23 protein-coding genes and 1 tRNA gene are annotated in these 21,759 nt (G+C 71.6%); 13 read left to right on the top strand and 11 right to left on the bottom strand.

All coding sequences use genetic code 11. The features are described from left to right. The first annotated feature begins 16 nt into the window (after nucleotides 1–16). The 3 genes from repSA to ACZ7IF_RS14295 are packed head-to-tail and all read left to right on the top strand — an operon-like array spanning nucleotide 17 to nucleotide 2,771. Complete coding sequence (gene repSA, locus ACZ7IF_RS14305) at nucleotides 17–1,408, top strand: replication initiator protein RepSA (RefSeq protein ID WP_470970395.1); 1,392 nt, start codon at nucleotides 17–19, stop codon at nucleotides 1,406–1,408. Continuing rightward, nucleotides 1,405–1,608 carry a helix-turn-helix domain-containing protein gene (locus ACZ7IF_RS14300; RefSeq protein WP_470969418.1) on the top strand — a complete coding sequence of 68 codons (204 nt, stop codon included), beginning with the start codon at nucleotides 1,405–1,407 and terminating at the stop codon, nucleotides 1,606–1,608. The genes repSA and ACZ7IF_RS14300 overlap by 4 nt, the downstream gene beginning before the upstream one ends. Continuing rightward, entirely contained in the window at nucleotides 1,605–2,771 is a 1,167-nt protein-coding gene (locus tag ACZ7IF_RS14295; RefSeq protein ID WP_470969414.1) for a site-specific integrase, read from the top strand. Before ACZ7IF_RS14300 ends, ACZ7IF_RS14295 begins: the two co-directional genes overlap by 4 nt. 77 nt (nucleotides 2,772–2,848) lie before the next feature. On the opposite strand, the gene ACZ7IF_RS14290 is transcribed toward ACZ7IF_RS14295, so the two are convergent. After that, nucleotides 2,849–2,922 (bottom strand) — tRNA-Pro (locus ACZ7IF_RS14290). Between the two features lie 101 nt (nucleotides 2,923–3,023). Then, the gene (locus ACZ7IF_RS14285; protein WP_470969410.1) at nucleotides 3,024–3,962 is read right to left on the bottom strand and encodes a metallophosphoesterase; all 939 of its coding nucleotides are present in this window, start codon (nucleotides 3,960–3,962) and stop codon (nucleotides 3,024–3,026) included. Nucleotides 3,963–4,030: 68 nt separating this feature from the next. Between ACZ7IF_RS14285 and ACZ7IF_RS14280 the strand changes: the two genes are divergently transcribed. After that, on the top strand, nucleotides 4,031–4,492 hold the full coding sequence (locus ACZ7IF_RS14280; protein ID WP_470969407.1) for a GatB/YqeY domain-containing protein: 462 nt from the start codon (nucleotides 4,031–4,033) through the stop codon (nucleotides 4,490–4,492). A 72-nt stretch (nucleotides 4,493–4,564) separates the two neighbouring features. Here the strand turns inward: ACZ7IF_RS14280 and ACZ7IF_RS14275 are convergent, their stop codons facing one another. After that, nucleotides 4,565–6,952, bottom strand: coding sequence for a transglycosylase domain-containing protein (locus ACZ7IF_RS14275; protein WP_470969402.1), 2,388 nt, complete (start codon nucleotides 6,950–6,952; stop codon nucleotides 4,565–4,567). Between the two features lie 397 nt (nucleotides 6,953–7,349). Between ACZ7IF_RS14275 and ACZ7IF_RS14270 the strand changes: the two genes are divergently transcribed. Continuing rightward, nucleotides 7,350–7,700, top strand: a complete 351-nt coding sequence (locus ACZ7IF_RS14270) for a WhiB family transcriptional regulator (protein ID WP_361602800.1) — start codon at nucleotides 7,350–7,352, stop codon at nucleotides 7,698–7,700. Between the two features lie 38 nt (nucleotides 7,701–7,738). On the opposite strand, the gene bagB is transcribed toward ACZ7IF_RS14270, so the two are convergent. Further along, nucleotides 7,739–9,124 (bottom strand): ATPase BagB, encoded by a 1,386-nt coding sequence (bagB, locus tag ACZ7IF_RS14265; RefSeq protein WP_470970389.1) that lies wholly within the window; start codon nucleotides 9,122–9,124, stop codon nucleotides 7,739–7,741. A gap of 17 nt (nucleotides 9,125–9,141) precedes the next feature. Continuing rightward, nucleotides 9,142–10,128, bottom strand: coding sequence for an ATPase BagA (gene bagA, locus ACZ7IF_RS14260; protein WP_470969396.1), 987 nt, complete (start codon nucleotides 10,126–10,128; stop codon nucleotides 9,142–9,144). 46 nt (nucleotides 10,129–10,174) lie between these two features. Between bagA and ACZ7IF_RS14255 the strand changes: the two genes are divergently transcribed. The 5 genes from ACZ7IF_RS14255 (at nucleotide 10,175) to ACZ7IF_RS14235 (ending at nucleotide 13,349) form a co-directional block, all read left to right on the top strand. Continuing rightward, nucleotides 10,175–10,336 carry a DUF4177 domain-containing protein gene (locus ACZ7IF_RS14255; RefSeq protein ID WP_007264966.1) on the top strand — a complete coding sequence of 54 codons (162 nt, stop codon included), beginning with the start codon at nucleotides 10,175–10,177 and terminating at the stop codon, nucleotides 10,334–10,336. After that, a complete protein-coding gene (locus ACZ7IF_RS14250; protein WP_470969391.1) occupies nucleotides 10,333–10,803 on the top strand; it encodes a RidA family protein in 471 nt (156 codons plus the stop codon). The genes ACZ7IF_RS14255 and ACZ7IF_RS14250 overlap by 4 nt, the downstream gene beginning before the upstream one ends. A gap of 496 nt (nucleotides 10,804–11,299) precedes the next feature. After that, a complete protein-coding gene (locus ACZ7IF_RS14245) occupies nucleotides 11,300–12,205 on the top strand; it encodes an NUDIX hydrolase (protein WP_470969387.1) in 906 nt (301 codons plus the stop codon). Continuing rightward, nucleotides 12,202–13,047, top strand: coding sequence for an MBL fold metallo-hydrolase (locus tag ACZ7IF_RS14240; RefSeq protein ID WP_470969384.1), 846 nt, complete (start codon nucleotides 12,202–12,204; stop codon nucleotides 13,045–13,047). Before ACZ7IF_RS14245 ends, ACZ7IF_RS14240 begins: the two co-directional genes overlap by 4 nt. Next, nucleotides 13,044–13,349, top strand: coding sequence for a hypothetical protein (locus ACZ7IF_RS14235; protein WP_470969377.1), 306 nt, complete (start codon nucleotides 13,044–13,046; stop codon nucleotides 13,347–13,349). The genes ACZ7IF_RS14240 and ACZ7IF_RS14235 overlap by 4 nt, the downstream gene beginning before the upstream one ends. Here ACZ7IF_RS14235 and ACZ7IF_RS14230 read toward each other — a convergent pair. Together ACZ7IF_RS14230 and ACZ7IF_RS14225 are read right to left on the bottom strand one after the other, a co-directional pair. Further along, on the bottom strand, nucleotides 13,346–14,149 hold the full coding sequence (locus ACZ7IF_RS14230; protein ID WP_470969371.1) for a nucleotidyltransferase domain-containing protein: 804 nt from the start codon (nucleotides 14,147–14,149) through the stop codon (nucleotides 13,346–13,348). The genes ACZ7IF_RS14235 and ACZ7IF_RS14230 overlap by 4 nt on opposite strands. A gap of 157 nt (nucleotides 14,150–14,306) precedes the next feature. Next, nucleotides 14,307–14,981 (bottom strand): Crp/Fnr family transcriptional regulator, encoded by a 675-nt coding sequence (locus tag ACZ7IF_RS14225; protein ID WP_007264960.1) that lies wholly within the window; start codon nucleotides 14,979–14,981, stop codon nucleotides 14,307–14,309. A 358-nt stretch (nucleotides 14,982–15,339) separates the two neighbouring features. On the opposite strand from ACZ7IF_RS14225, the gene nth reads away from it, so the two are divergent. The 3 genes from nth to ACZ7IF_RS14210 all read left to right on the top strand — a co-directional run bounded on the left by nth (nucleotide 15,340) and on the right by ACZ7IF_RS14210 (nucleotide 18,173). Continuing rightward, on the top strand, nucleotides 15,340–16,095 hold the full coding sequence (gene nth / locus ACZ7IF_RS14220) for an endonuclease III (protein WP_470970385.1): 756 nt from the start codon (nucleotides 15,340–15,342) through the stop codon (nucleotides 16,093–16,095). A 145-nt stretch (nucleotides 16,096–16,240) separates the two neighbouring features. Further along, nucleotides 16,241–16,957, top strand: coding sequence for an NUDIX hydrolase (locus tag ACZ7IF_RS14215; RefSeq protein WP_470969364.1), 717 nt, complete (start codon nucleotides 16,241–16,243; stop codon nucleotides 16,955–16,957). 13 nt (nucleotides 16,958–16,970) lie between these two features. Next, nucleotides 16,971–18,173, top strand: a complete 1,203-nt coding sequence (locus tag ACZ7IF_RS14210) for a MarP family serine protease (protein ID WP_470970379.1) — start codon at nucleotides 16,971–16,973, stop codon at nucleotides 18,171–18,173. A 61-nt stretch (nucleotides 18,174–18,234) separates the two neighbouring features. Here the strand turns inward: ACZ7IF_RS14210 and ACZ7IF_RS14205 are convergent, their stop codons facing one another. The 4 genes from ACZ7IF_RS14205 to nhaA all read right to left on the bottom strand — a co-directional run bounded on the left by ACZ7IF_RS14205 (nucleotide 18,235) and on the right by nhaA (nucleotide 21,498). Further along, nucleotides 18,235–18,408 (bottom strand): hypothetical protein, encoded by a 174-nt coding sequence (locus tag ACZ7IF_RS14205; RefSeq protein ID WP_007264956.1) that lies wholly within the window; start codon nucleotides 18,406–18,408, stop codon nucleotides 18,235–18,237. A 175-nt stretch (nucleotides 18,409–18,583) separates the two neighbouring features. After that, nucleotides 18,584–19,543 (bottom strand): alpha/beta fold hydrolase, encoded by a 960-nt coding sequence (locus ACZ7IF_RS14200; protein WP_470969352.1) that lies wholly within the window; start codon nucleotides 19,541–19,543, stop codon nucleotides 18,584–18,586. Further along, the gene (locus ACZ7IF_RS14195) at nucleotides 19,540–19,998 is read right to left on the bottom strand and encodes a phage holin family protein (RefSeq protein ID WP_007264954.1); all 459 of its coding nucleotides are present in this window, start codon (nucleotides 19,996–19,998) and stop codon (nucleotides 19,540–19,542) included. Before ACZ7IF_RS14195 ends, ACZ7IF_RS14200 begins: the two co-directional genes overlap by 4 nt. Nucleotides 19,999–20,052: 54 nt before the next feature. Next, complete coding sequence (gene nhaA / locus ACZ7IF_RS14190; protein ID WP_470969345.1) at nucleotides 20,053–21,498, bottom strand: Na+/H+ antiporter NhaA; 1,446 nt, start codon at nucleotides 21,496–21,498, stop codon at nucleotides 20,053–20,055. Nucleotides 21,499–21,759: the final 261 nt, after the last annotated feature.

Genomic DNA, 21,759 nt, shown 5'->3' with positions numbered 1-21,759 from the left:
CGTCGCCCCCGAGGCCGTGGCCGGTGCTGCGGCCTCTCTGGGCACCGACCCGCTCACCCTCGCTGATCTCCTGCGGGTCGCCTCCGCCCCGGACTTCGACCGCTGGCAGGAACAGGTCCGCCGGAACGGTGGCTGCTCGGACCCGATTCACCTGTCCGGCTCGACCGTGACCCGTGACCGCCGCACCGGCGACGTCCTCTACTCGTACTCGACCGCCGACGAACCCGGCGGCCGGTTACGGGTCGCCTGCGGCAACCGGCGGGCCTCCCGCTGCCCCTCCTGCGCCTGGACCTACGCCGGGGACACCTACCACCTGATCCGCGCCGGGATCACCGGCGACGAGGGCAAAGACGTCCCCCTCACGGTCCGCTCCCACCCCCGGGTCTTCGCCACCCTCACCGCCCCGTCCTTCGGCCCCGTCCACAACCGCCCCGCCTCCGGCCGCTGCCGCTGCGGCACCACCCACCCCGAGACAGACGCTCTCCTGGGCACGGCCCTGAACCCGGAGCGGTACGACTACGCGGGCGCGGTGCTCTGGAACAACTACGCCGGTCAGCTCTGGCAGCGCTTCACGATCTACCTGTGTCGCGAGATCGCCGCCCGCGCCGGGATCACCCAGACGGCCTTGAAGGAGTCCTGCCGGGTCTCCTTCGGCAAGGTCGCCGAGTTCCAGAAGCGCGGAGCGGTCCACTTCCACACCGTCATACGCCTCGACGGACCGGACGGACCGCAGACTCCTCCACCCGTATGGGCCTCCGTCGCCCTGCTGGACGACGCGATCCGGGCCGCCGCCGGCCGAGTCGCCGTGAGCATCCCCGCCTCCGGCGGCTTACCCGCCCGCACCCTCGGCTGGGGCACGCAGGTGGACGTCCAGCCGATCGGCGGGCTCGGACACGAGGACCTGACCGAAGCCGCGGTGGCCTCCTACGTGGCGAAGTACGCCACCAAGGCTGCCGAGACCACCGGCACCGCCGACCGACGCATCGGCGAACTCGCCGAACTGGACAAGCTCCACCTGCCCACCCACACCCGCCGCCTCATCGAAGCCTGCTGGACGCTGGACTCCGCCTACCCGGACCGGCTCCTCGCCCACTGGTCCCACATGCTCGGCTTCCGCGGCCACTTCTCCACCAAGTCCCGCGCCTACTCCACCACCCTCGGCGCCCTCCGTCAGACCCGCGCCGACTACCGCGCCGCCCAGGAACGCCGGGAACGCGGACTTCCCGACCCCGACGACGCCCCGGAGGACTCCACGCTCGTCCTCGCCCACTGGACCTACGCCGGACACGGACACACCCCCGGCGAGTCCTGGCTCGCCCAGACCATCGCCCGCGACATCAAGACCAACCGAGACACCGCCCGCGAAGCGCTCGCGGATCTGACTGAAGACCAGGAGGGGGAGCGATGACCGTGATGGTGCAGCAGCCGGTTCTCTACCGAGTCGCCGACGCGACGCGGCTGTTGGGGCTGAGCCGGACGGTCCTCTACGAGTTGATCCGCTCGGGACGGCTCCGGACCGTCACGGAAGGCCGGGCCCGGCTCGTGCCGGCGTCCGCCATAGCCGAGTACGTCGCCCTGCTGGAGCGAGAAGCTGGGGCCCGGCTGTGACGAAGAGGCGTAGCCGCGGGGATGGCGGCCTTCACTGGGACGAGCGCCGACAGCGCTGGATCGCCACTGCGCAGCTCGGCTTCGATGCGAGCGGCAAGCGCATCGTGCGACGTGGGAGCGGCCGGACCAAGACTGAGGCCAAGAACAAGCTGAAGGAGGTACTCAGGGACCACGAGGACGGGCTCGCCATCGCGCCCACCAACTACACGGTGGCCGACGCGGTGAACGACTGGCTCATGTACGGGCTGGCCGGCCGAGACGCCAACACCGTGGCCACCTGCACTTCGCTCAGCCAGACCCACGTCATCCCCGCGCTCGGCGCGCGGAAGCTCCGGGAGCTGAGCGGTGAGGACGTCGACCGGTGGTTGGCCGCGAAGGCCAAGACGCACAGCACCCGCACGCTTCAGGCCATGCACTCGTGCCTGAACAGGTCCGTGAAACGGGCCATGGTCCGGGACAAGGTGAAGCGGAACATCGTGGAGCTGTGCTCGATCCCGACCGGCCAGCCCGGCCGACCGTCGAAGGCGCTCAGCCTCGCCCAGGCCGAGGCGGTGCTCAAGGCCGCAGAGGGGACGTCCGCGCACGCCTACATCGTGGTGGCCCTGCTCACCGGGGCCCGGACGGAGGAGATGAGGGCGCTCACCTGGGATCACGTCTTCTTGAAGGGAGACCCGGACGCGGTACCGCCCGTGCCCCCGCACATCGCGGTGTGGCGGTCGGTCCGCTCCACCGGGGACACCAAGACCAAGAAGTCGCGCCGGACGATCGCCCTGCCTGCCCGGTGCGTGGATGCGCTGTGGCAGCAGTTTGAAGATCAGGGGTGGGATCGGCTCGCCGCTGGTGATCAGTGGATGGAGAAGGGGCTCGTCTTCTCCTCCGCGACGGGGACAGAGCTGGACTCGACCAACGTCCGTCGGGCCTTCCGGCAGGCCATCGCCGGCGCCGAGGAGATCGACGCGAAGGAGTGGACCCCGCGCGAGCTACGGCACAGCTTCGTGTCGCTGCTCTCCGACAGTGGGGTCCCGCTGGAAGAGATCTCCCGGCTCGTGGGCCACTCGGGGACGGCCGTCACGGAGGCGGTCTACCGGAAGCAGATCCGGCCCGTGATCCAGACCGGAGCGACGGCCATGGACGAGATCTTCAAGACCGGTTCGAACCCGTAGTCACTCAGTTAGTCACTCAACGGAAACAGGTCAGGCACCTAGTAACGTTACTAGGTGCCTGACCTGGTCTTACTCTGTCGGGGTGGCGGGATTTGAACCCACGACCTCTTCGTCCCGAACGAAGCGCGCTGCCAAGCTGCGCTACACCCCGATCGTCGCCCTGAAGTGTTGCTGTCCTGGCGACATCGATTACTTTAGCGGACCCTCGGCCTGAGACGAAATCCGGTTTTCACGAGGGACCGGCACGGGCGGTCAGGCCTTCGGGGCCAGGGTCAGGAGCGTCGCCTCCGGGGGGCAGGCGAAGCGGACCGGGGTGAAGCGGTTGGTGCCGCAGCCGGCCGAGACGTGCAGGTAGGAGCGCTGCCCGTGCGTCTCGTAGGTGGACAGGCCCTTCACCCGCTTCGTGTCGAGGTCGCAGTTGGTGACCAGCGCCCCGTAGAAGGGGATGCACAGCTGTCCGCCGTGGGTGTGCCCGGCGAGGATCAGCGGGTAGCGGTCGGCCGTGAAGGATTCCAGTACCCGCAGGTACGGGGCGTGCACCACGGCCATCGAGAAGTCCGCGTCCGCCTCCGGGCCGCCCGCGACGTGCTCGTAGCGGTCCCGCTTGATGTGCGGGTCGTCCAGCCCGGTGAAGGCCAGCTCCAGCCCGTTCACCTTCAGCCGGGCCCGGGTGTTCGTGAGGTTCAGCCAGCCCGCCGCGTCGAAGGCGTCCCGCATGTCCTCCCACGGGTTGTGGACGGCGCCGACGACCGGCTTGTTGCCGTTCAGCCCGTGCCGGCCCTGCACCTTCTCGATCAGGTAGCGCCCGGGGTTGCGCAGCCGCGGCCCGTAGTAGTCGTTGGACCCGAAGACGTACACCCCGGGGAAGTCCATCAGCGGACCCAGCGCGTCGAGCAGCTCGGGCACGCCGTCCGTGTCGGAGAGGTTGTCGCCGGTGTTCACGACGAAGTCGGGGCGGAGTCCGGCCAGGGACTGCAGCCAGGCGCGCTTCTTGCGCTGGCCGCCGACCATGTGGATGTCCGAGACCTGCAGTACGCGCAGCGGGCGCATCCCGGCGGGCAGCACCGGAACCGTGATCCGGCGCAGTCGGAAGGAGCGGGCTTCGAAACCTGCGGCATAGGCCACACCGGCGGCCCCCACCGCCGCGATCGAGGCGGTCACCTTCAGGGGGACTCCGTAACGCGCGTGCATGCCCCCATCGTCGCAGACCGGGAAAACCGATGGACGCCGCAGGCCCCGCACCTGGCAGACTCAGGGGCATGACCACGCTCAAGGCCAAGCTCCAGGAAGACCTCACCACCGCCATCAGGGCGCGCGACGAACTCGCTTCGTCCACCCTGCGCCTGACCCTCTCCGCCATCACCAAGGAGGAGGTCGCGGGCAAGGAGGCACGCGTGCTCTCCGACGAGGAAGTCCTCAAGGTGATCGCCAAGGAGGCGAAGAAGCGCCGCGAGGCCGCGGAGGCCTTCGCCCAGGGCGGCCGCGACGAGCAGGCCGCGCGGGAGACCGCGGAGGGCGAGTTCCTGGACGCCTACCTGCCCAAGCAGCTCAGCGACGACGAGCTGACCGCGATCGTGGCGCAGGCCGTCGAGGAGGCCAAGGCGGCGGGTGCCGAGGGGCCGCGTGCCATGGGCGCCGTCATGAAGATCGTGAACCCGAAGGTGGCGGGTCTGGCGGAGGGCGGCCGGGTCGCCGCGGCCGTCAAGAAGCAGCTGTCGTAAGGGCAGGCAAGCGGAAAGGGGAGGGCCCCGGCCGGTGATCCGGCCGGGGCCCTCCCCTTCGTCCTTCTCCTGCTACGGGGTCGCGCCTCCGCCATCGCCCGTCGGGCCCGGGACCACCGGGACCTCGGGGACCTGGCCGCCTCCGCCGCCCGCCGCGGCACCTCCGGCGGCAGCTCCGCCGCCTGCCGCGGCACCTCCGGCGGCTGCCCCGCCGCCTGCCGCGGCACCTCCGGCGGCAGCTCCGCCGCCGGGCTTGCTGTCACCGCCGGGCTTGCCGGGCTTTCCGGGCTTGCGCGGGGTGACGGGCGGCGGGGTCGTGCTGCCCCGGCCGCCGTTGCCGCCACCGGTGCTGCCGTTCCCGGTGCCGCCGCCCCCGACCGAGGGCTCCGGGACGCTGACCCCCGCGAAGTTCGGGGCCTCGCGGCCGGCGAGCGCGCCCGAGACGGCGTCCTTCCAGATCGGGCCGGGCAGACCGCCGCCGAAGACCTTCGGGTAGTACTGCCCGCCGATGGTGATGTCCTCCATCGAGATCTTCTTCGAACCGCCGGAGCCGACCCACACCGCGCCGGACATGTTCGGGGTGTAGCCCACGAACCAGGCGTTGTAGCGGTTGTCGGTGGTACCGGTCTTGCCCGCGTTGTCGCGGTCGGTCAGACCGGCCCGCTCACCCGTACCGGAGTCGACGACCCCGCGCAGCAGGTGGTTGATGGTGTCGGCCGTCTCCTGGGACATCGCCCGGTCGCACTTGGTCTTCGGCACCGCGAGCGCCTTGCCGTGCGCGTCGGTGATCGACTCCAGGGCGACCGGGGTGCAGTAGACGCCCCGGTTGGCGAAGGCGGCGTACGCGTTGGCCATCGTCAGCGGGGACATCTCGGCGGAGCCGAGCGCGATGGACGGCTCCTCGGGCAGCTTGACGCCGCTGGCCGGGACCACGCCGAGCTTCTGCGTCATCTCCGTCACCGGGCAGATGCCGATGTCCGAGATCATCTGCACGAAGTAGGTGTTGATGGACTTCTCCATCGCCGTCTTCAGCGCGTACGGGCCGGCCTCGTCCCGCGTCTCGTTCTCGGCGGTCTGCAGCTTGCCGTTGCCGGCCGGCAGGTTCTGCCAGGCCGGGCCCGAGCAGCGCGACACCGGGCTCGGGTACTCCATCTTGTTCGGGGCCGAGTAGACCTTCGTCGGCTCCATGCCCTGCTCTATGGCGGCGGCCGCGATGAACGGCTTGAACGTGGAGCCCACCTGGAAGCCGAAGTTGGAGCCGCCCATCCGCTTGTCCACGGAGTAGTTGATCTGCGTCTCGTTCTTCCCGAAGCCGTACGGCTTCGACTGGCCCATCGCCAGGACCTTCCCGGTGCCCGGCTGGACCATGGTCACGGCCGTGGCGATCGAGTCGTCCTCGTTGACGTGGTCCTTGATCGAGGCGTTGGCGGCCTCCTGCGACTGCGGGTCCAGCGTCGTACGGACGGTCAGGCCGCCCTGGTTCCAGACCTTGGCCCGCTCCTCGCGGGTCTTGCCGAAGACCGGGTCGGAGAGGAAGGTGGCGCGCACGAAGTCGCAGAAGAAGCCCGCGCCCTTGACCGCGGTGATGCAGCCGTTCTTGGGCCGGGTCACCTTCAGCGTGACCGGCTTCGCCTTCGCCTCGTCCGCCTCGGCCTGCGAGATGTCCTTGACGTCGGCCATGCGCTGGAGGACGACGTTGCGGCGCTTCATCGCCTCCTGGCTGTCGTTCACCGGGTCGTACCGGCTCGGCGACTGCACGAGGCCGGCGAGCAGCGCCGACTCCTCCAGCGTCAGGTCCTTGGCGGGCTTGCTGAAGTAGCGCTGGGAGGCGGACTCGATGCCGTACGCCCCCTGCCCGAAGTAGGTGATGTTGAGGTAGTTCTCGAGGATCTTCTTCTTCCCGAGCTCCTCCTCGACCTGGATCGAGTACTTCAGCTCGCGGATCTTGCGGCCGAGGCTCTTCTCCTGGGCCTCGCGCACCTTCGTCTCGTCGTCGCCGGCCTCTTCGACGAAGACGTTCTTCACGTACTGCTGCGTGAGCGTGGAGGCGCCCTGCGCCGCCCCGCCCTCCTGCGCGTTGCGGTTCACCGCGCGGAGGATGCCCTTGAGGTCGACCGCGCCGTGTTCGTAGAAACGCGAGTCCTCGATGGCGACGATCGCCTTCTGCATGTACGGCGACATGGCCGTGAGCGGCACGACCTGCCGGTCCCGTGAATAGACGGTGGCGATCAAGCCACCCTCGGCATCCAGGATCGTGGTGCGCTGGCTCAGCGGAGGCGTCTTCAGATTGGCCGGGATCTCATCGAAACCCTCGACCGTGCCCTTGGCGGCGAGGCCCAGAGCGCCGGCGCCCGGGATCGCGATGCCGGCAAGTACGACTCCGGAGAGAACCGACACCCCGAGGAACTTGGCGGCCTGCTGCGGCCCCGTCAGCCCTGCGCCCGAGCGCTTCTTTCCCATAGAGGGCAGCCTACGTTCTCATTCACCGGACATGCGCGAATGCCTTGGCCTAAGCTGTCCCCAACTGTCACAGCAGTGCGGTGCGACATCAACCCCTCGGCTTGATTTTCACCCTCCCCGAATGGGGTGGACTCATGTCCGAATCCCGCCCTTCGCTCTGACGGCCGCTCACCGGCGCCTCCCCGATTTCACCCGAATCGCCGGAATGGCCGGGCATGTCGCCGGATCACTCCGTCGGGTGATCTGCCGCTTACCCATAGTCCGTTCGGACCATTCAAGATTGGGCCCGTCGGGGGTGTTGCACTGTGCCCGCCTTCCGTAACGTCCTCAACTGGCAGCGGTGAATATGCCGCTACCGCCGTGGGGGAGCCTCGATTCGGGAGAGGACGGCACCGGGATGGGCTGGGTTACCGACTGGAGTGCGCAGGCAGCCTGCCGCACTACCGATCCGGATGAACTGTTCGTTCAAGGAGCGGCACAGAACAGGGCCAAGGCGGTGTGCACCGGGTGTCCGGTGCGGACCGAGTGCCTGGCCGACGCACTCGACAATCGCGTCGAGTTCGGAGTGTGGGGCGGCATGACCGAGCGGGAACGACGCGCACTGCTGCGCAGGCGTCCCACCGTCACCTCGTGGCGACGGCTGCTCGAAACCGCCCGCACGGAGTACGAGCGCAGTACGGGCATCCTCACCGTGGATGTCGACGCGGAGATCGACGTGACGTACGAGACCTACGCGGCAGCCGGGTAACCACCCGGGCGCCGCGCCGGCACCACTCGTACGTACGCCTATGCTCCTCCGGCCGGAACCCCGGCCGCGAGTCGCTCTCCGATGGCCCGCAGCCCGGCGAGGTCGTGCACATCGCCGGGCAGGGCGGCCACTTCGGCCACCGCCACCTCCGGGTGAAGAGAGGTGAAGCGATCGCGTGTGCGCTGCTCACGCGCGATCACCTGCATCCGCTCGGCATGCAGGCGCAGCAGTCCTGCGGTGATCTGGTCCAGGTCGTTCGCGTCGTTCGCGTCGTTCGCGTCGTTCGCGTCGTTCGCGTCGTTCGCGTCGTTCAGGTCGGTCGCGTCGGTCGCGTCGGTCGCGTCGGTCGCGTCGGTCGTGCCGTCCGCGTCAGCGGTCGTCCCGTCCTCGCCGCCCACACCGGGGGAGCCGTCGTCGGCGGCGTCACGAAGTCCAGCTTTCCCGGACTTCTGATCGACAATGCCGCCTTCTTCAAGATTCTCTGCGGCGGCCAGCGCCCGCTCCGCCGACAGCTGTCCCGCGTCACTCCCGTGCACCCGGTTCAGCACCAGACCGGCCAGCGGCATCTTCTCCGCGGCCAGCCGCTCCACGAAGTACGCCGCCTCGCGCAGTGCGTCCGGCTCGGGAGCCGCGACCACCAGGAAGGCCGTACCGGGAGCCTGGAGCAGCCGGAACGTCGCGTCCGCGCGCGTCCGGAACCCTCCGAACATCGTGTCCATCGCCGCCACGAACGTCTGTACGTCCTTCAGCAGCGAGGCACCCATCAGCTTGCTCAGCGTGCCGGTCATCATCGACATGCCGACGTTGAGGAACTTCATCCCGGCCCGGCCGCCGACCTTCGCCGGAGCCATCAGCACCCGGATGAACTTCCCGTCCAGGAACGACCCCAGCCGCTTCGGCGCGTCGAGGAAGTCCAGCGCGGACCGGCTCGGCGGGGTGTCCACCACGATCAGGTCCCAGTCGTCCCTGGCCCGCAGCTGCCCCAGCTTCTCCATCGCCATGTACTCCTGCGTGCCCGCGAACCCGGCCGACAGGGACTGGTAGAAGGGGTTCGCCAGGATCGCCCGCGCCCGCTCGGCGTCCGCGTGCGACTCGACGATCTCGTCGAACGTCCGCTTCATGTCCAGCATCATGGCGTGCAGTTCGCCGTCGCCCGCCCCGCTGCCGCCGGTGCTCCCCTCTATGCCGGGCACCCGGCGCGGGGTGTTGTCCAGCGAGTCGATCCCCATCGACTGGGCCAGCCTGCGCGCCGGGTCGATGGTCAGCACCACCACCTTCCGCCCGCGCTCGGCCGCCCGTACGCCCAGCGCGGCCGCGGTCGTGGTCTTGCCGACCCCGCCCGCGCCGCAGCACACGATGATCCGGGTCCCCGGATCGTCCAGAAGCGCGTCGACCGCCAGCCGCTGCGGCGTGTCCAGCCCCATGCTCTCCCCGCCCCCGCTCATTCGGCGCCCACCTGCTTGCGCAGCTCCGCCGCCAGCTCGTACAGCCCGGCCAGCTCCATCCCCGAGCCGAGCAGGGGGAGTTCGTACGTCGGCACGTCGAGCCCCGCCAACACCGCGCGCTGCTCCCGCTCCAGCTCCACCCGGCTCGCGTGCTCGGCTGCCTGCGTCAGGAGCGGCTCCACCAGCCGCTCGGCCAGCCCGCCCCGCCGCGCCCCGCCCAGCCCGGCCCGGGACAGGGCCTTGGCGATCTCCGTGCGGCGGCCCTCCGCGGCCGCGCGCAGGGTGTCCTCGTCGAGGTGGTGCGGGCGCACCATGTTGACGATCACCCGGCCGACGGGAAGCCCCGCCTCCACCAGCTCGTCGATCCCGTCCGCGGTCTCCTGGACGGGCATCTCCTCCAGCAGGGTCACCAGGTGCACGGCCGTGTCCGGGGACTTGAGCACCTTCATGACGGCCTGCGCCTGGTTGTGGATCGGCCCGAACCGGGCCAGCCCCGCCACCTCGTCGTTGACGTTCAGGAAGCGGGTGATCCGCCCGGTCGGCGGCGCGTCCATGATCACGTGGTCGTAGACGAACCGCCCGGCCTTGTCCTTGCGCCGCACCGCTTCGCACGCCTTGCCGGTCAGCAGGACGTCCCGCAGACCGGGCGCGATCGTCGTCGCGAAGTCGATCGCGCCGAGCTTCTTCAGGGCGCGGCCGGCCGAGCCGAGCTTGTAGAACATCTGGAGGTAGTCCAGCAGCGCCCGTTCGGCGTCGATGGCGAGCGCGTACACCTCACCCCCGCCCGTGCCGGGCGCCACGGCGATCTTCCGCTCCTCGTAGGGGAGCGATTCCGTGCCGAATAGCTGTGCGATGCCCTGCCTGCCCTCGACCTCCACGAGAAGAGTCCGCCTGCCCTCGCGCGCGAGGGCCAGCGCGAGTGCGGCGGCGACCGTGGTCTTGCCGGTGCCGCCCTTGCCGCTGACCACCTGGAGCCTGCTCACAGCGTCCGAGCCTAACCACTCCTTCTCAGGCGTTACGCTCGCCCCCATGACCAAGAAGTTCGAATACGCGACGGTCCCCCTGCTGGTTCACGCCACCAAGCAGATCCTGGACACCTGGGGCGAGGACGGCTGGGAGCTCGTCCAGGTCGTGCCCGGCCCGAACAACCCCGAGCAGCTCGTGGCCTACCTCAAGCGGGAGAAGGCATGAGCGGCGTCGTCGAGGCCCGGATCTCCGAGCTCGGCCTGACTCTGCCCGAGGTCGTCCCGCCGCTGGCCACGTACCAGCCGGCGGTCCGGTCGGGCGCGTACGTGTACACCGCGGGCCAGCTGCCGATGGTGCAGGGCAAGCTCCCCGTCACCGGCAAGGTCGGCGCCGAGGTCTCCGCGGAGCAGGCGAAGGAGCTCGCGGCGACGTGCGCGCTGAACGCGCTGGCCGCCGTCAAGTCCGTGGTCGGTGACCTGGACCGGATCGCCCGTGTGGTGAAGGTCGTCGGCTTCGTCGCCTCGGCCCCCGACTTCACGGCGCAGCCGGGCGTGCTGAACGGTGCGAGCGAGCTGCTGGGTGAGGTGCTCGGCGACAAGGGCGTGCACGCGCGGTCGGCGGTCGGTGTGGCGGTGCTGCCGCTGGACGCGCCGGTCGAGATCGAGATCCAGGTCGAGCTGCTCCCTTCCTGACACCCCCCTCGCGCGGCTCGGCCGCAGGCGGCCTCACCGGCTTCGCGCCGCTGCGCCGGACCCCGTCCGGCGGGCCTGGGGCGGGGCCGGTTCCGGTGGCTGGGGCCGGTGCCCGTCTGCGGCCGGTGGGCCGCTGCGCGGGCCTGGCCCCTCCCCGCCCCTCACCCGTTCTCGCCTCAGCCGCCGCGCGGCATGTTCGAGGCGGGCTCAGCCAAATCCAGCCCCTCGGCGTTTGAGGCGCGGGGTCTGGGGCGGAGCCCCAGGGCCTTTCAGCACCGCCGGCGCCTGAGGCGCGGGTCCGGGCGCGGCCCGGGGAACGGGCGAAGGGCGGGTAGGGGACGGTCCCGCGCAGCGGCGGGCCGCCGCCCGGCCCAGACGCAGCCGGGGGCAGCTGCCTCCCGTAACCGCCCGGCCAGGGCAGCGGCAGTGCCCCCAAGATCCGCCCGGCCAGGGCAGGGGCCTCGAACATCGGGCCGGATGCCCGTAGCATCCCGCCATGCCGAATCAGCACGGTCAGCCCTCGCCCAGCCAGCCGCCCGCCGGAGGGCAGTGGTACCCCCCGGAGTGGCCCGACCGCATCCGCGCGCTCGCGGACGGGAGCCTCACCCCGGTGGAGCCCAGACGCGCCGCCACCGTGATGCTGCTGCGCGACACCCCCGCCGGCCCCGCCGTGCACATGCTGCGCCGCCGCTCCTCCATGGCCTTCGCCGGCGGCGCGTACGCCTACCCCGGCGGCGGCGTCGACCCCCGTGACGAGGACCACCGCATCGGCTGGGCCGGACCCGGCCTGGACCTCTGGGCGCAGCGCCTCGGCACGGACTCCGCCACCGCCCAGGCGATCGTCTGCGGGGCCGTGCGCGAGACCTTCGAGGAGGCCGGTGTGCTGCTCGCGGGCCAGACCCCCGACACGGTCGTCGGCGACACCACCGGCGACGACTGGGAGGCCGACCGCGAGGCCCTCGTGGCGCGCGAGCTGTCCTTCGCCGAGTTCCTCGACCGCCGCCGCCTGCTGCTGCGCTCCGACCTGCTCGGGGCGTGGGCCCGCTGGATCACCCCGGAGTTCGAGCCGCGCCGGTACGACACGTGGTTCTTCGTCGCCGCCCTCCCGGAGGGGCAGCGCACCCGCAACGCCTCCACCGAGGCCGACCGGACCGTCTGGATCCGCCCCGCCGACGCCGCCGACGGGTACGACAAGGGCGAGCTGCTGATGATGCCGCCGACCATCTCCACCCTGCGCTCCCTGGAGCCGTACGGGAGCGCCGCCGACGCGCTCGCCGCGGCCGGCGGGCAGGACCTGACCCCCGTTCTGGCCCGGGCCGCGCTGGAGGACGGCGTACTCGTGCTCAGCTGGCCGGGCCACGACGAGTTCACCAAGCGAGTGCGCCCGGGAGACCCCGCATGACCGATGCCGCCGCCCTCCCCGGCCAGCCCCGGGGGACCGTCTCCTCCGGGCCGGCCACGGCCCGCGCGGTCAACGTCCTGGCCCCGAACGCCTCGGCGATGACCCTGGACGGCACCAACACCTGGCTGGTCTCCGAGCCCGACTCCGAGCTGGCCGTCGTCATCGACCCGGGCCCCCTGGACGAGGGGCACCTGCGGGCGGTCATCGGCGCCGCCGAGCAGGCCGGCAAGCGGGTCGCGCTGACGCTCCTCACCCACGGGCACCCCGACCACGCCGAGGGCGCCGGCCGCTTCGCCGAGCTCACCGGTACGAAGGTCCGCGCCCTCGACCCCGCGCAGCGCCTCGGTGACGAGGGCCTGGCCGCCGGGAACGTCATCCGCACCGGCGGCCTGGAGCTGCGCGTGGTGGCCACCCCCGGGCACACCGCCGACTCGCTCTGCTTCCACCTGCCGGCCGACCGGGCCGTGCTGACCGGCGACACGATCCTCGGCCGCGGCACCACCGTCGTCGCGCACCCCGACGGCCGGCTCGGCGACTACCTGGACTCCCTGCGCCGGCTGCGCTCCCTGACCGTCGACGACGGCGTCCACACGGTCCTCCCGGGCCACGGTCCGGTACTGGACGACGCGCAGGGGGCGGTCGAGTTCTACCTCGCCCACCGCGCCCACCGGCTCGCCCAGATCGAGACGGCCGTGGAGAACGGGCTGACCACGGCAGAGGCCGTCGTCGCCCGGGTCTACGCGGACGTGGACCGCTCCCTGTGGCCGGCCGCCACGTGGTCGGTACAGGCACAGCTGGAGTACCTTCGTGATCACGGACTGATCCCGGGGGGACCCGAATGAACACGCTGTTCCTGACGCTCGCGCTGCTCGCGACGGCGGGATGGATCACCTCGACCCTGAACCTCAAGGTGCGGGCCCTGGAGGACAAGGCCGACCGGCTGGAGCGCAGGCTGGGCCTGGTCCTGGACCACTTCGGCATCGAGGAGCCCGAGCCGGCCGGGATGGACGAGGTGCGCGCGCTGGTGCGTGACGGCCGCACCATCTCGGCGATCAAGGTCTACCGGAAGATCACGGGCGCGGGCCTGGCGGAGGCCAAGCGGGCCGTGGAGGCCCTGGAGGAGCCCGCCGCCCCCAAGGCCTAGTCCCGCGGCGTCTTCGTCCCGTGCCGGGCCGTGTACTCGTCCGCGAGCCACGGCCCGAGGTCGTCGAGGTAGGCCCGCGCCACGGCGGGGTCGTCGACCGGGTCCAGTGCCACGGCGGCCGCGCGCCGCAGCTGGTCCGCCCGCTCGGGGTAGTACTCGCCGAAGACCTCCGCGGACTCGGCGAGGTCGCTGGTCCAGCCGCCCCACCGGGGCATGACCAGGGTGAACGCGGTCCGCACCAGGTGCCGGGAGAAGAACCGGTTCATCCTGCGGAACTCGGCGGGCTCCGAGGCGGCCTCGAACCGGGCCCGCCACCGCGGGAGCAGGGCTGCCAGGTCCCCGTTGGCCTCCCGGGCGAGCAGGCTGTCGGGCCGGTACCGGGGCAGGTGCTCGGCCAGGTCGTCGCCGAGCAGCGGGGTGCACAGGCAGGCGAGGAACCAGCCCAGGTCGTAACGTTCCTGCTCGCTCAGCAGCCGGTCCTTGCCGTACAGCAGGATGCCGACCCCGTCGATCTGCGGGAAGTCCTGGTCGAGCCCCCGACCCAGCACCTCCGCCGTGTCCCGGTCCTCGTCGCCCGGCTCCCGGTACAGGGCGATCAGCAGGTCGAGGTCGCTGCGCCCCGGCCGGGCCGTCCCGCGCGGCACGGAGCCGTAGAGGTAGGCGCTGTGCAGCCGGCGCCCGTACGCCTCCGCGACCCGGGCCCGCGCGGCCGCGACCAGGCCCGCGAACTCGGGCCGGACCCGCCCGAGGGACCCCTCCCGCTCGAAGTACCCGTACGCGTCCAGCCCTCTGTGCCCCATGGCCCTACTGTGCACGTCCCGGGCGCTGACCGGCCGGTATTAACGGCCGGTGCCGGGCCGTGCCGTACCGCCGGCCGTGCCGTACGGCCGCCGCAACGCGCGGAGGGGCCCCGTCCGCACCCGGACGGGGCCCCTCCGCGAAGACTGCCTCAGCTGGTCAGCGCGAGCGCTTGGCGAGCCGCTCCACGTCCAGCAGGATCACGGCACGCGCCTCCAGGCGCAGCCAGCCGCGGCCCGCGAAGTCGGCCAGGGCCTTGTTCACGGTCTCGCGGGAGGCGCCGACGAGCTGTGCCAGCTCCTCCTGGGTGAGGTCGTGGACGACGTGGATGCCCTCCTCCGACTGCACGCCGAAGCGGCGCGACAGGTCGAGGAGCGCCCGGGCGACACGGCCGGGAACGTCGGAGAAGACCAGGTCGGACATCTGGTCGTTGGTCTTGCGCAGGCGCCGGGCGACGGCGCGCAGCAGCGCGGTCGCGACCTCGGGCCGGGCGTTCAGCCACGGCTGGAGGTCACCGTGGCCGAGGCCGAGGAGCTTGACCTCGGTCAGCGCGGTGGCGGTGGCGGTGCGGGGGCCCGGGTCGAACAGCGACAGCTCGCCGATCAGCTCGCCGGGACCGAGGACGGCCAGCATGTTCTCGCGGCCGTCGGGCGAGGTGCGGTGGAGCTTCACCTTGCCCTCGGTCACGACGTACAGCCGGTCGCCGGGGTCGCCCTCGTGGAACAGGGCGTCGCCGCGTGCGAGGGTCACCTCGGCCATGGAGGCGCGGAGCTCCGCGGCCTGCTCGTCATCGAGCGCCGCGAAGAGCGGGGCGCGCCGCAGAACGTCGTCCACGAGTCTCTCTCCTATGTCGACCAGCCAGTGGGGACCGCTCCCCATTTTGCCGGACGGCTCAAACAGTGCGATCAATCACAAGGATGCCGGACGGATGGGCGTGCTGTGCGGCGAGAGGCCGATCGGGGTGGTGTTACCTGAGGTCCGGGCGGGTGTCAGCGGCCGGCCTTAGGCTGGCCGGGTGTCCAATAAGCCGGTGAGAGCACAGGCCAAGGGGTCCGCGGGAGTGACGGCGACCCAGAATTCAGCCGTGGGCGAACAAGCCCCCGTGGAGGCGTCCGAAAAGGTGCGACCTGTCCCCTTGGGCAAAGGTTCGGCCAAGAAACCGGTGGCGGCGAGGCCGGAATCCCGCCTCGCGATGGTCCGCCGGGCCCGCCGCATCAACCGCGAGCTCGCGGAGGTGTACCCGTACGCCCATCCGGAGCTGGATTTCCGCAATCCCTTCGAGCTCCTGGTCGCGACCGTCCTCTCCGCGCAGACGACCGACCTGCGCGTGAACCAGACCACCCCGGCCCTCTTCGCCGCCTACCCGACCCCCGAGGACATGGCCGCGGCCGTGCCCGAGGAGCTGGAGGAGATCATCCGGCCGACCGGGTTCTTCCGGGCGAAGGCGAAGTCCCTGCTCGGCCTCTCGCAGGCGCTGCGCGACAACTTCGGCGGCGAGGTGCCGGGCCGGATCGAGGACCTCGTCACCCTGCCCGGAGTCGGCCGCAAGACGGCCAACGTGGTGCTCGGCAATGCCTTCGGGGTCCCCGGGATCACCGTCGACACCCACTTCGGCCGGCTGGTGCGCCGCTTCAAGTGGACCGAGCAGGAGGACCCGGAGAAGGTCGAGGCGGAGATCTGCGCGATCTTCCCCAAGAGCGAGTGGACGATGCTGTCCCACCGCGTCGTCTTCCACGGCCGCCGGATCTGCCACGCCCGCAAGCCCGCCTGCGGCGCCTGCCCCATCGCCCCGCTCTGCCCGGCCTACGGGGAGGGCGAGACGGACCCGGAGAAGGCGAAGAAGCTGCTGAAGTACGAGAAGGGCGGCCAGCCGGGCCAGCGCCTGACCCCGCCCCCGGACTACCCGGGCCTCCCGGCGCTGCCGCTGGGAGCCCGTACGGAGCCCTGAGCGCGGTCTGTAGCGGGCGGCGGCGGGGCGGGTGCGGGGGCGTGCGGCGCCAGACCCCCGCGCCCCCGCGGAACGAATCGGGAACCGGACCGCGTTCAGCGGTGTGGGAGACGGTGTTGACAGAGGAATGCGGACAGGGGTGCCCATGACGCGCGGTACGCAGGACGAGACCACGGCAGCCGCCCGCGGGGGAGACGGCCTGGCCCTCACGACGGCCGGCCTGCCCGCCTGGCTCGACCCCGTCGTGGCGGCCGCCCGGAGCGTCCAGCCGCGCCAGCTCAGCCGCTTCCTGCCCCCGGAGGACGGCAGGGGCCGCCAGTCCGCCGTGCTGATCCTCTTCGGCGAGGGCCCGCGCGGCCCGGAGCTGCTGCTCCAGGAGCGCGCCGGCAGCCTGCGCTCGCACGCAGGGCAGCCCTCCTTCCCCGGCGGCGCCCTCGACCCGGAGGACGGTGACCCGCACACCACCGGCCCGCTGCGCGCCGCCCTGCGCGAGGCGGAGGAGGAGACCGGGCTGGACCCGGCCGGCGTCCAGCTCTTCGGGGTGCTGCCGCGCCTCTACATCCCGGTCAGCGAGTTCGTGGTGACCCCGGTGCTCGGCTGGTGGCGCGAGCCCTCGCCGGTCGGCGCGGTGGACCCGGCGGAGACGGCCCGGGTCTTCACGGTCCCCGTGGCGGATCTCACGGACCCGGCCCACCGGGTCACCGTGGTCCACCCGCGGGGGCACGAAGGCCCCGGATTCACCGTGGAATCGGCCCTGGTCTGGGGTTTCACCGCCGGCGTCATCGACCGGATCCTGCACTTCTCGGGCTGGGAGCGACCGTGGGACCGCTCACGTCACGTCCCGCTCGACTGGCACGCATGAGACGGTGACCCACGTGAACGTGCTGGACATCCTGTTGCTGGTCGCCGCCGTGTGGTTCGCGATCGTCGGCTACCGCCAGGGGTTCGTCGTCGGCATCCTGTCGGTGATCGGCTTCCTGGGCGGTGGCCTCATCGCCGTGGCCCTGTTGCCCCTGATCTGGGACCGGGTGACCGACAACGGCACCCAGGTGTCCACCACCGTGGTGGTGATCGCCGTCGTGGTCATCATCATCTGCGCCTCCATCGGCCAGGCGCTGACCACCCACCTGGGCAACCGGCTCAGACGCCACATCACCTGGTCGCCGGCCCGCGCCCTCGACGCGACCGGCGGCGCCCTGGTCAACGTCGTCGCCATGCTGCTCGTGGCCTGGCTGATCGGCTCGGCGCTCGCCGGGACCTCGCTGCCCACCCTGGGCAAGGAGGTCCGCAACTCCAAGGTGCTCCTCGGCGTGTCGCGCGTGCTGCCCGCCCAGGCGAACACCTGGTTCTCGGACTTCAGCTCCACGCTCGCCCGCAACGGCTTCCCGCAGGTATTCAGCCCGTTCTCGAACGAGCCGATCACCGAGGTGAAGGCCCCCGACCCGGCCCTCGCCCGCAGCGGGGTCGCCCAGCAGGCCAAGCTCTCGATCGTGAAGGTCGTCGGCACCGCGCCCAGCTGCAGCAAGGTCCTGGAGGGCACCGGCTTCGTCTTCGCGCCGGGCAAGGTGATGACCAACGCCCACGTCGTCGGCGGGGTCGTCGAGCCGACCGTGCAGATCGGCGGCGAGGGCAAGCTCTACGACGGCAAGGTCGTGCTCTACGACTGGGAGCGCGACATCGCCGTCCTGGACGTGCCCAAGCTGAAGGCCCCGGCGCTGGAGTTCACCGACAAGGACGCGACGGGCAGCAGCGACGCGATCGTCGCCGGCTTCCCGGAGAACGGCGCCTATGACGTCCGCGCGGCCCGTGTCCGCGGCCGGATCAACGCCAACGGCCCGGACATCTACCACCGGGGCACCGTCCGCCGCGACGTGTACTCGCTGTACGCGACCGTCCGCCAGGGCAACTCCGGCGGCCCGCTGCTGACGCCCGAAGGCAGGGTGTACGGGGTCGTCTTCGCGAAGTCGCTCGACGACCCGAACACCGGCTACGCCCTGACGGCGGACGAGATCCGCGAGGACATCCGCATCGGGAAGACCGCCGAGCGCCGGGTGGACACCCAGGGCTGCGCCCTCTGACCGGTACGCGAGCGCGTACCGGTCAGCGGGGCGCCGCTCCCGGGCGCGTCACCGGCTGCTCCTACATGCGTGGATGGCGCAGCCGCGCCGAGACCCAGCGGGCGCGGCGGCGGAGGATGCGCGGAATCCCGAGCCGGGGGTCGTGGCCGTCCCGGCCGGTCCTGTCGTGCGTGCCCGGCACCCTGGCCGAGCGGCGTTCGCGTGCGGTGTCACCGTGGTCGTGCGTCCAGCCCATACAACGAGCTGTGCCCGGGGTCCAAGGTCCGTAACCCCGTCCGGCGCGGCCAATTGGCCTATGCGCCGGGCAATTGAATGCCCGTAGGACTGTCGTACGGGCGGACCGACGGCCCGTCGGGCATTTCGCGGACGGTCAGTCAGGCGGCGCTGCCCCGCACTCCGGCGACGGTCCGTCAGCGGTCGGGCTCGGGGTCCTTGAGCCAGTTCAGCAGCTCGGTGGTGAAACCGTCCGGGTCCTCCTCGTGCGGGAAGTGCCCCAGACCGTCGAAGAGCCGCCAGCGGTAGGGGGCTTCGACGTACTCCCCGGAGCCGGCCGCGCTGCGCGTGCGCATCACCGGGTCCAGCGAGCCGTGCAGGTGCAGCGTGGGCACCCGTACGGGCCGCTTCATCCGCCGGTAGAACTGGAGTCCGTCCGGGCGGGCCATCGACCGCATCATCCAGCGGTAGGGCTCGATCGAGCAGTGCGCGGTGGACGGGATGCACATCGCCCGCCGGTACACGTCCAGATCGGCGTCCTCCGGGAGCAGCGGCCCGGACCAGTCCCGGATCAGCTCCCCGACGAGGGCCCCGCCGTCGGCGACGAGCTGCCGCTCGGGGATGAACGGCCGCTGGAATCCCCAGATGTGGGAACTCGCCCGGGTCTGGCCGAAGTCGGCCATCATCGCCGAGCGCCAGCGGCGCGGATGCGGCATGGAGGAGACGACCAGCCGGCGCACCAGCTTGGGCCGCATCACGGCCGCCGTCCAGGCGAGGTAGCCGCCCAGGTCGTGTCCGACGAGGGCGGCGTCCGGCTCGCCGAGGGACCGGATGACCCCGGTGATGTCGAGCGCCAGGTTCGCCGGGTCGTAGCCGCGCGGGGTGCGGTCGCTGCCGCCCACCCCGCGCAGGTCCATGGCCACCGCCCGGTATCCGGCGTCCGCGAGGGCGGTCAGCTGGTGCCGCCAGGTCCACCAGAACTGCGGGAACCCGTGCAGCAGCAGCACCAGCGGCCCGTCACCGGCCTCCGCGACGTGGAAGCGGGCGCCGTTGGCGGCGACGTCCCGGTGCGTCACCGCCCGCCCGCCGGGCAGGTCGAGCCGTACCGCCGTGGCGGCGGTGGGCGGATTGCCGGAGTCTGCCGAGGGCGCTGTCATGAGGACGAGCGTGCCACACCCACAGCCTGGTCACTCACCGGCCGCGGGTGCGGCTTGACGGTTCCCACCAGCGCGGCGGTCTGCTTGACGGAGTCCATGGTCTTCACGGGCGGCTTGATCTTCTTGAACTTCGCCACCGCCAGGAGCCCGATCAGGCCCGCGAGCAGCCAGAACGCGCCGCCGACGATGAGGAAGGACCAGGCCAGCCCGAGACCGAGATTGTGGATGCCGTAGGCCGCGGCGAAACTCAGTACGGGGAGGGAGAAGAGCACGAGCACGCCGGCGGCGATCGCGGCGCCGCTGCCGATGCCCGCGCGCTTGACGTCCTGCTTGATCTCGACCTTGGCGAGGGCGATCTCGTCGTGCACCAGGGCGGACATCTCGGCGGTGGCCGCGGCGACCAGCTGGCCGAGTGTGCGCTCGGCTCCCGGAGCCCCTTGGTCCACTGCGCTCATCTCTGTCTCCCTCTGTCGTCGTCTGCCGGCGGCTGTCCTCCGTCGTCCCTCAGATCATGCCGGACGGTCGGCGCGGGCGCTGGACCCGCCCGCCGCTTCGCCGGCGGCCGGCTCCGTGCTCCGGGCCCGCGCGAGGGCCACGGCCTCGGCCCTGCGGCGGTGTTCGGCGGCCTTCTCCTCGTGGATCCTCGCCATCCGCAGGTGGTAGTCCGGGTTGTCCTGCTCGTAGATGTCGGGGATCCCGTCGCGGTCCTCGTCGCGCTCCTCGGCCTCCGTCAGGGCCCGGTACGTGCGGTTGCGCAGCTTGAGCATGACGCTCGCGACGATCGCCGCGATGAGGGAGCCGATCAGTACGGCGGCCTTGACCTCGTCGGTGAGGACCTCGTCCCCGGCGAAGGCGAGTTCGCCGATCAGCAGGGAGACGGTGAAGCCGATGCCGGCGAGCGAGGCCACGGCGAGTACGTCGGGCCAGGCCAGGTCCTCGTTCAGCTCCGCCCGGGTGAAGCGGGCGGCCAGCCAGGTGCCGCCGAAGATGCCGACGGCCTTTCCGACGACGAGGCCGAGCACCACGCCGAGGGTCTCGGGGCGGGTGAAGACCTGTGCGATGGATTCGTCCGAAAGGGAGACCCCGGCGGAGAACAGGGCGAAGAGCGGAACCGCCAGTCCGGCGGACAGGGGACGCACCAGGTGCTCGATGTGCTCGCCGGGCGAGTGCTGCTCGCCCTCCCTGCGGGTGCAGCGGAGCATCAGGCCCATGGCCACGCCGGCGATGGTGGCGTGGACGCCGCTGTTGTACATCAGGCCCCAGATGACCAGGGCGAGCGGGACGTAGACGTACCAGCCGCGGACGCCGGCGCGCAGCAGGAACCAGAAGAGGGCCAGGCCGGCGACGGCGCCGCCGAGCGCCGCGAAGTTCAGGTCGCTGGTGAAGAACACCGCGATGATCAGGATGGCGAACAGGTCGTCGACCACGGCCAGGGTCAGCAGGAAGGCGCGCAGCGCGGAGGGCAGCGAGGTGCCGATGACCGCGAGGACGGCGAGGGCGAAGGCGATGTCGGTGGCGGTCGGGACGGCCCAGCCGGCGTTCGAGCCGTTCCCCAGGGCGTTGACCAGCAGGTAGACGAGCGCGGGTGCCGCCATGCCGCATATCGCGGCGATCACCGGGAGGGCGGCGGCCTTGGGGTCGCGCAGGTCGCCCGCGACGAGTTCGCGCTTGAGCTCGATGCCGGCGACGAAGAAGAAGACCGCGAGCAGTCCGTCGGCCGCCCAGTGCTGGAGGGAGAGGTCCAGGCCGAGGGAGGCCGGGCCTATGTGGAAGGACCGGACGCTGTCGAAGCTCGCCGAGACGGCGGGGATGTTCGCCCACATGAGGGCGGCGATCGCGGCCACCAGCAGCAGGACGCCGCCGACGGTCTCCGTGCGCAGGGCGTTCGCGACGAAGCGGCGCTCGGGCAGGGAGAGGCGGCCGAGCAGTTTGTGGCGGGGGGTGGGCGTTGCCACGGAGGAACCTCCGGTCGGTCGACGGCATGACACATGCAGTTGCCGACCAGACTTCCCGGCGCACCCTGAGATTTTTAGGACGTCAAATCTTGACGCTTTTCATATTTTACAGGGTCCGTCTTTTGCGGGGCCCGTTCGGTCATATCGGGTGATCTTCACCTTAAACGCGCGGGGGGGGGGGGGGGGGGGGGGGGGGGGGGGGGGGGGGGGGGGGGGGGGGGGGGGGGGGGGGGGGGGGGGGGGGGGGGGGGGGGGGGGGGG

It is taken from the genome of Streptomyces sp. NPDC037421 (genome assembly GCF_055602105.1).
The sequence above is the reverse complement of the archived record's forward strand: the minus strand, read 5'-3'. Positions and strand labels throughout refer to the sequence as shown.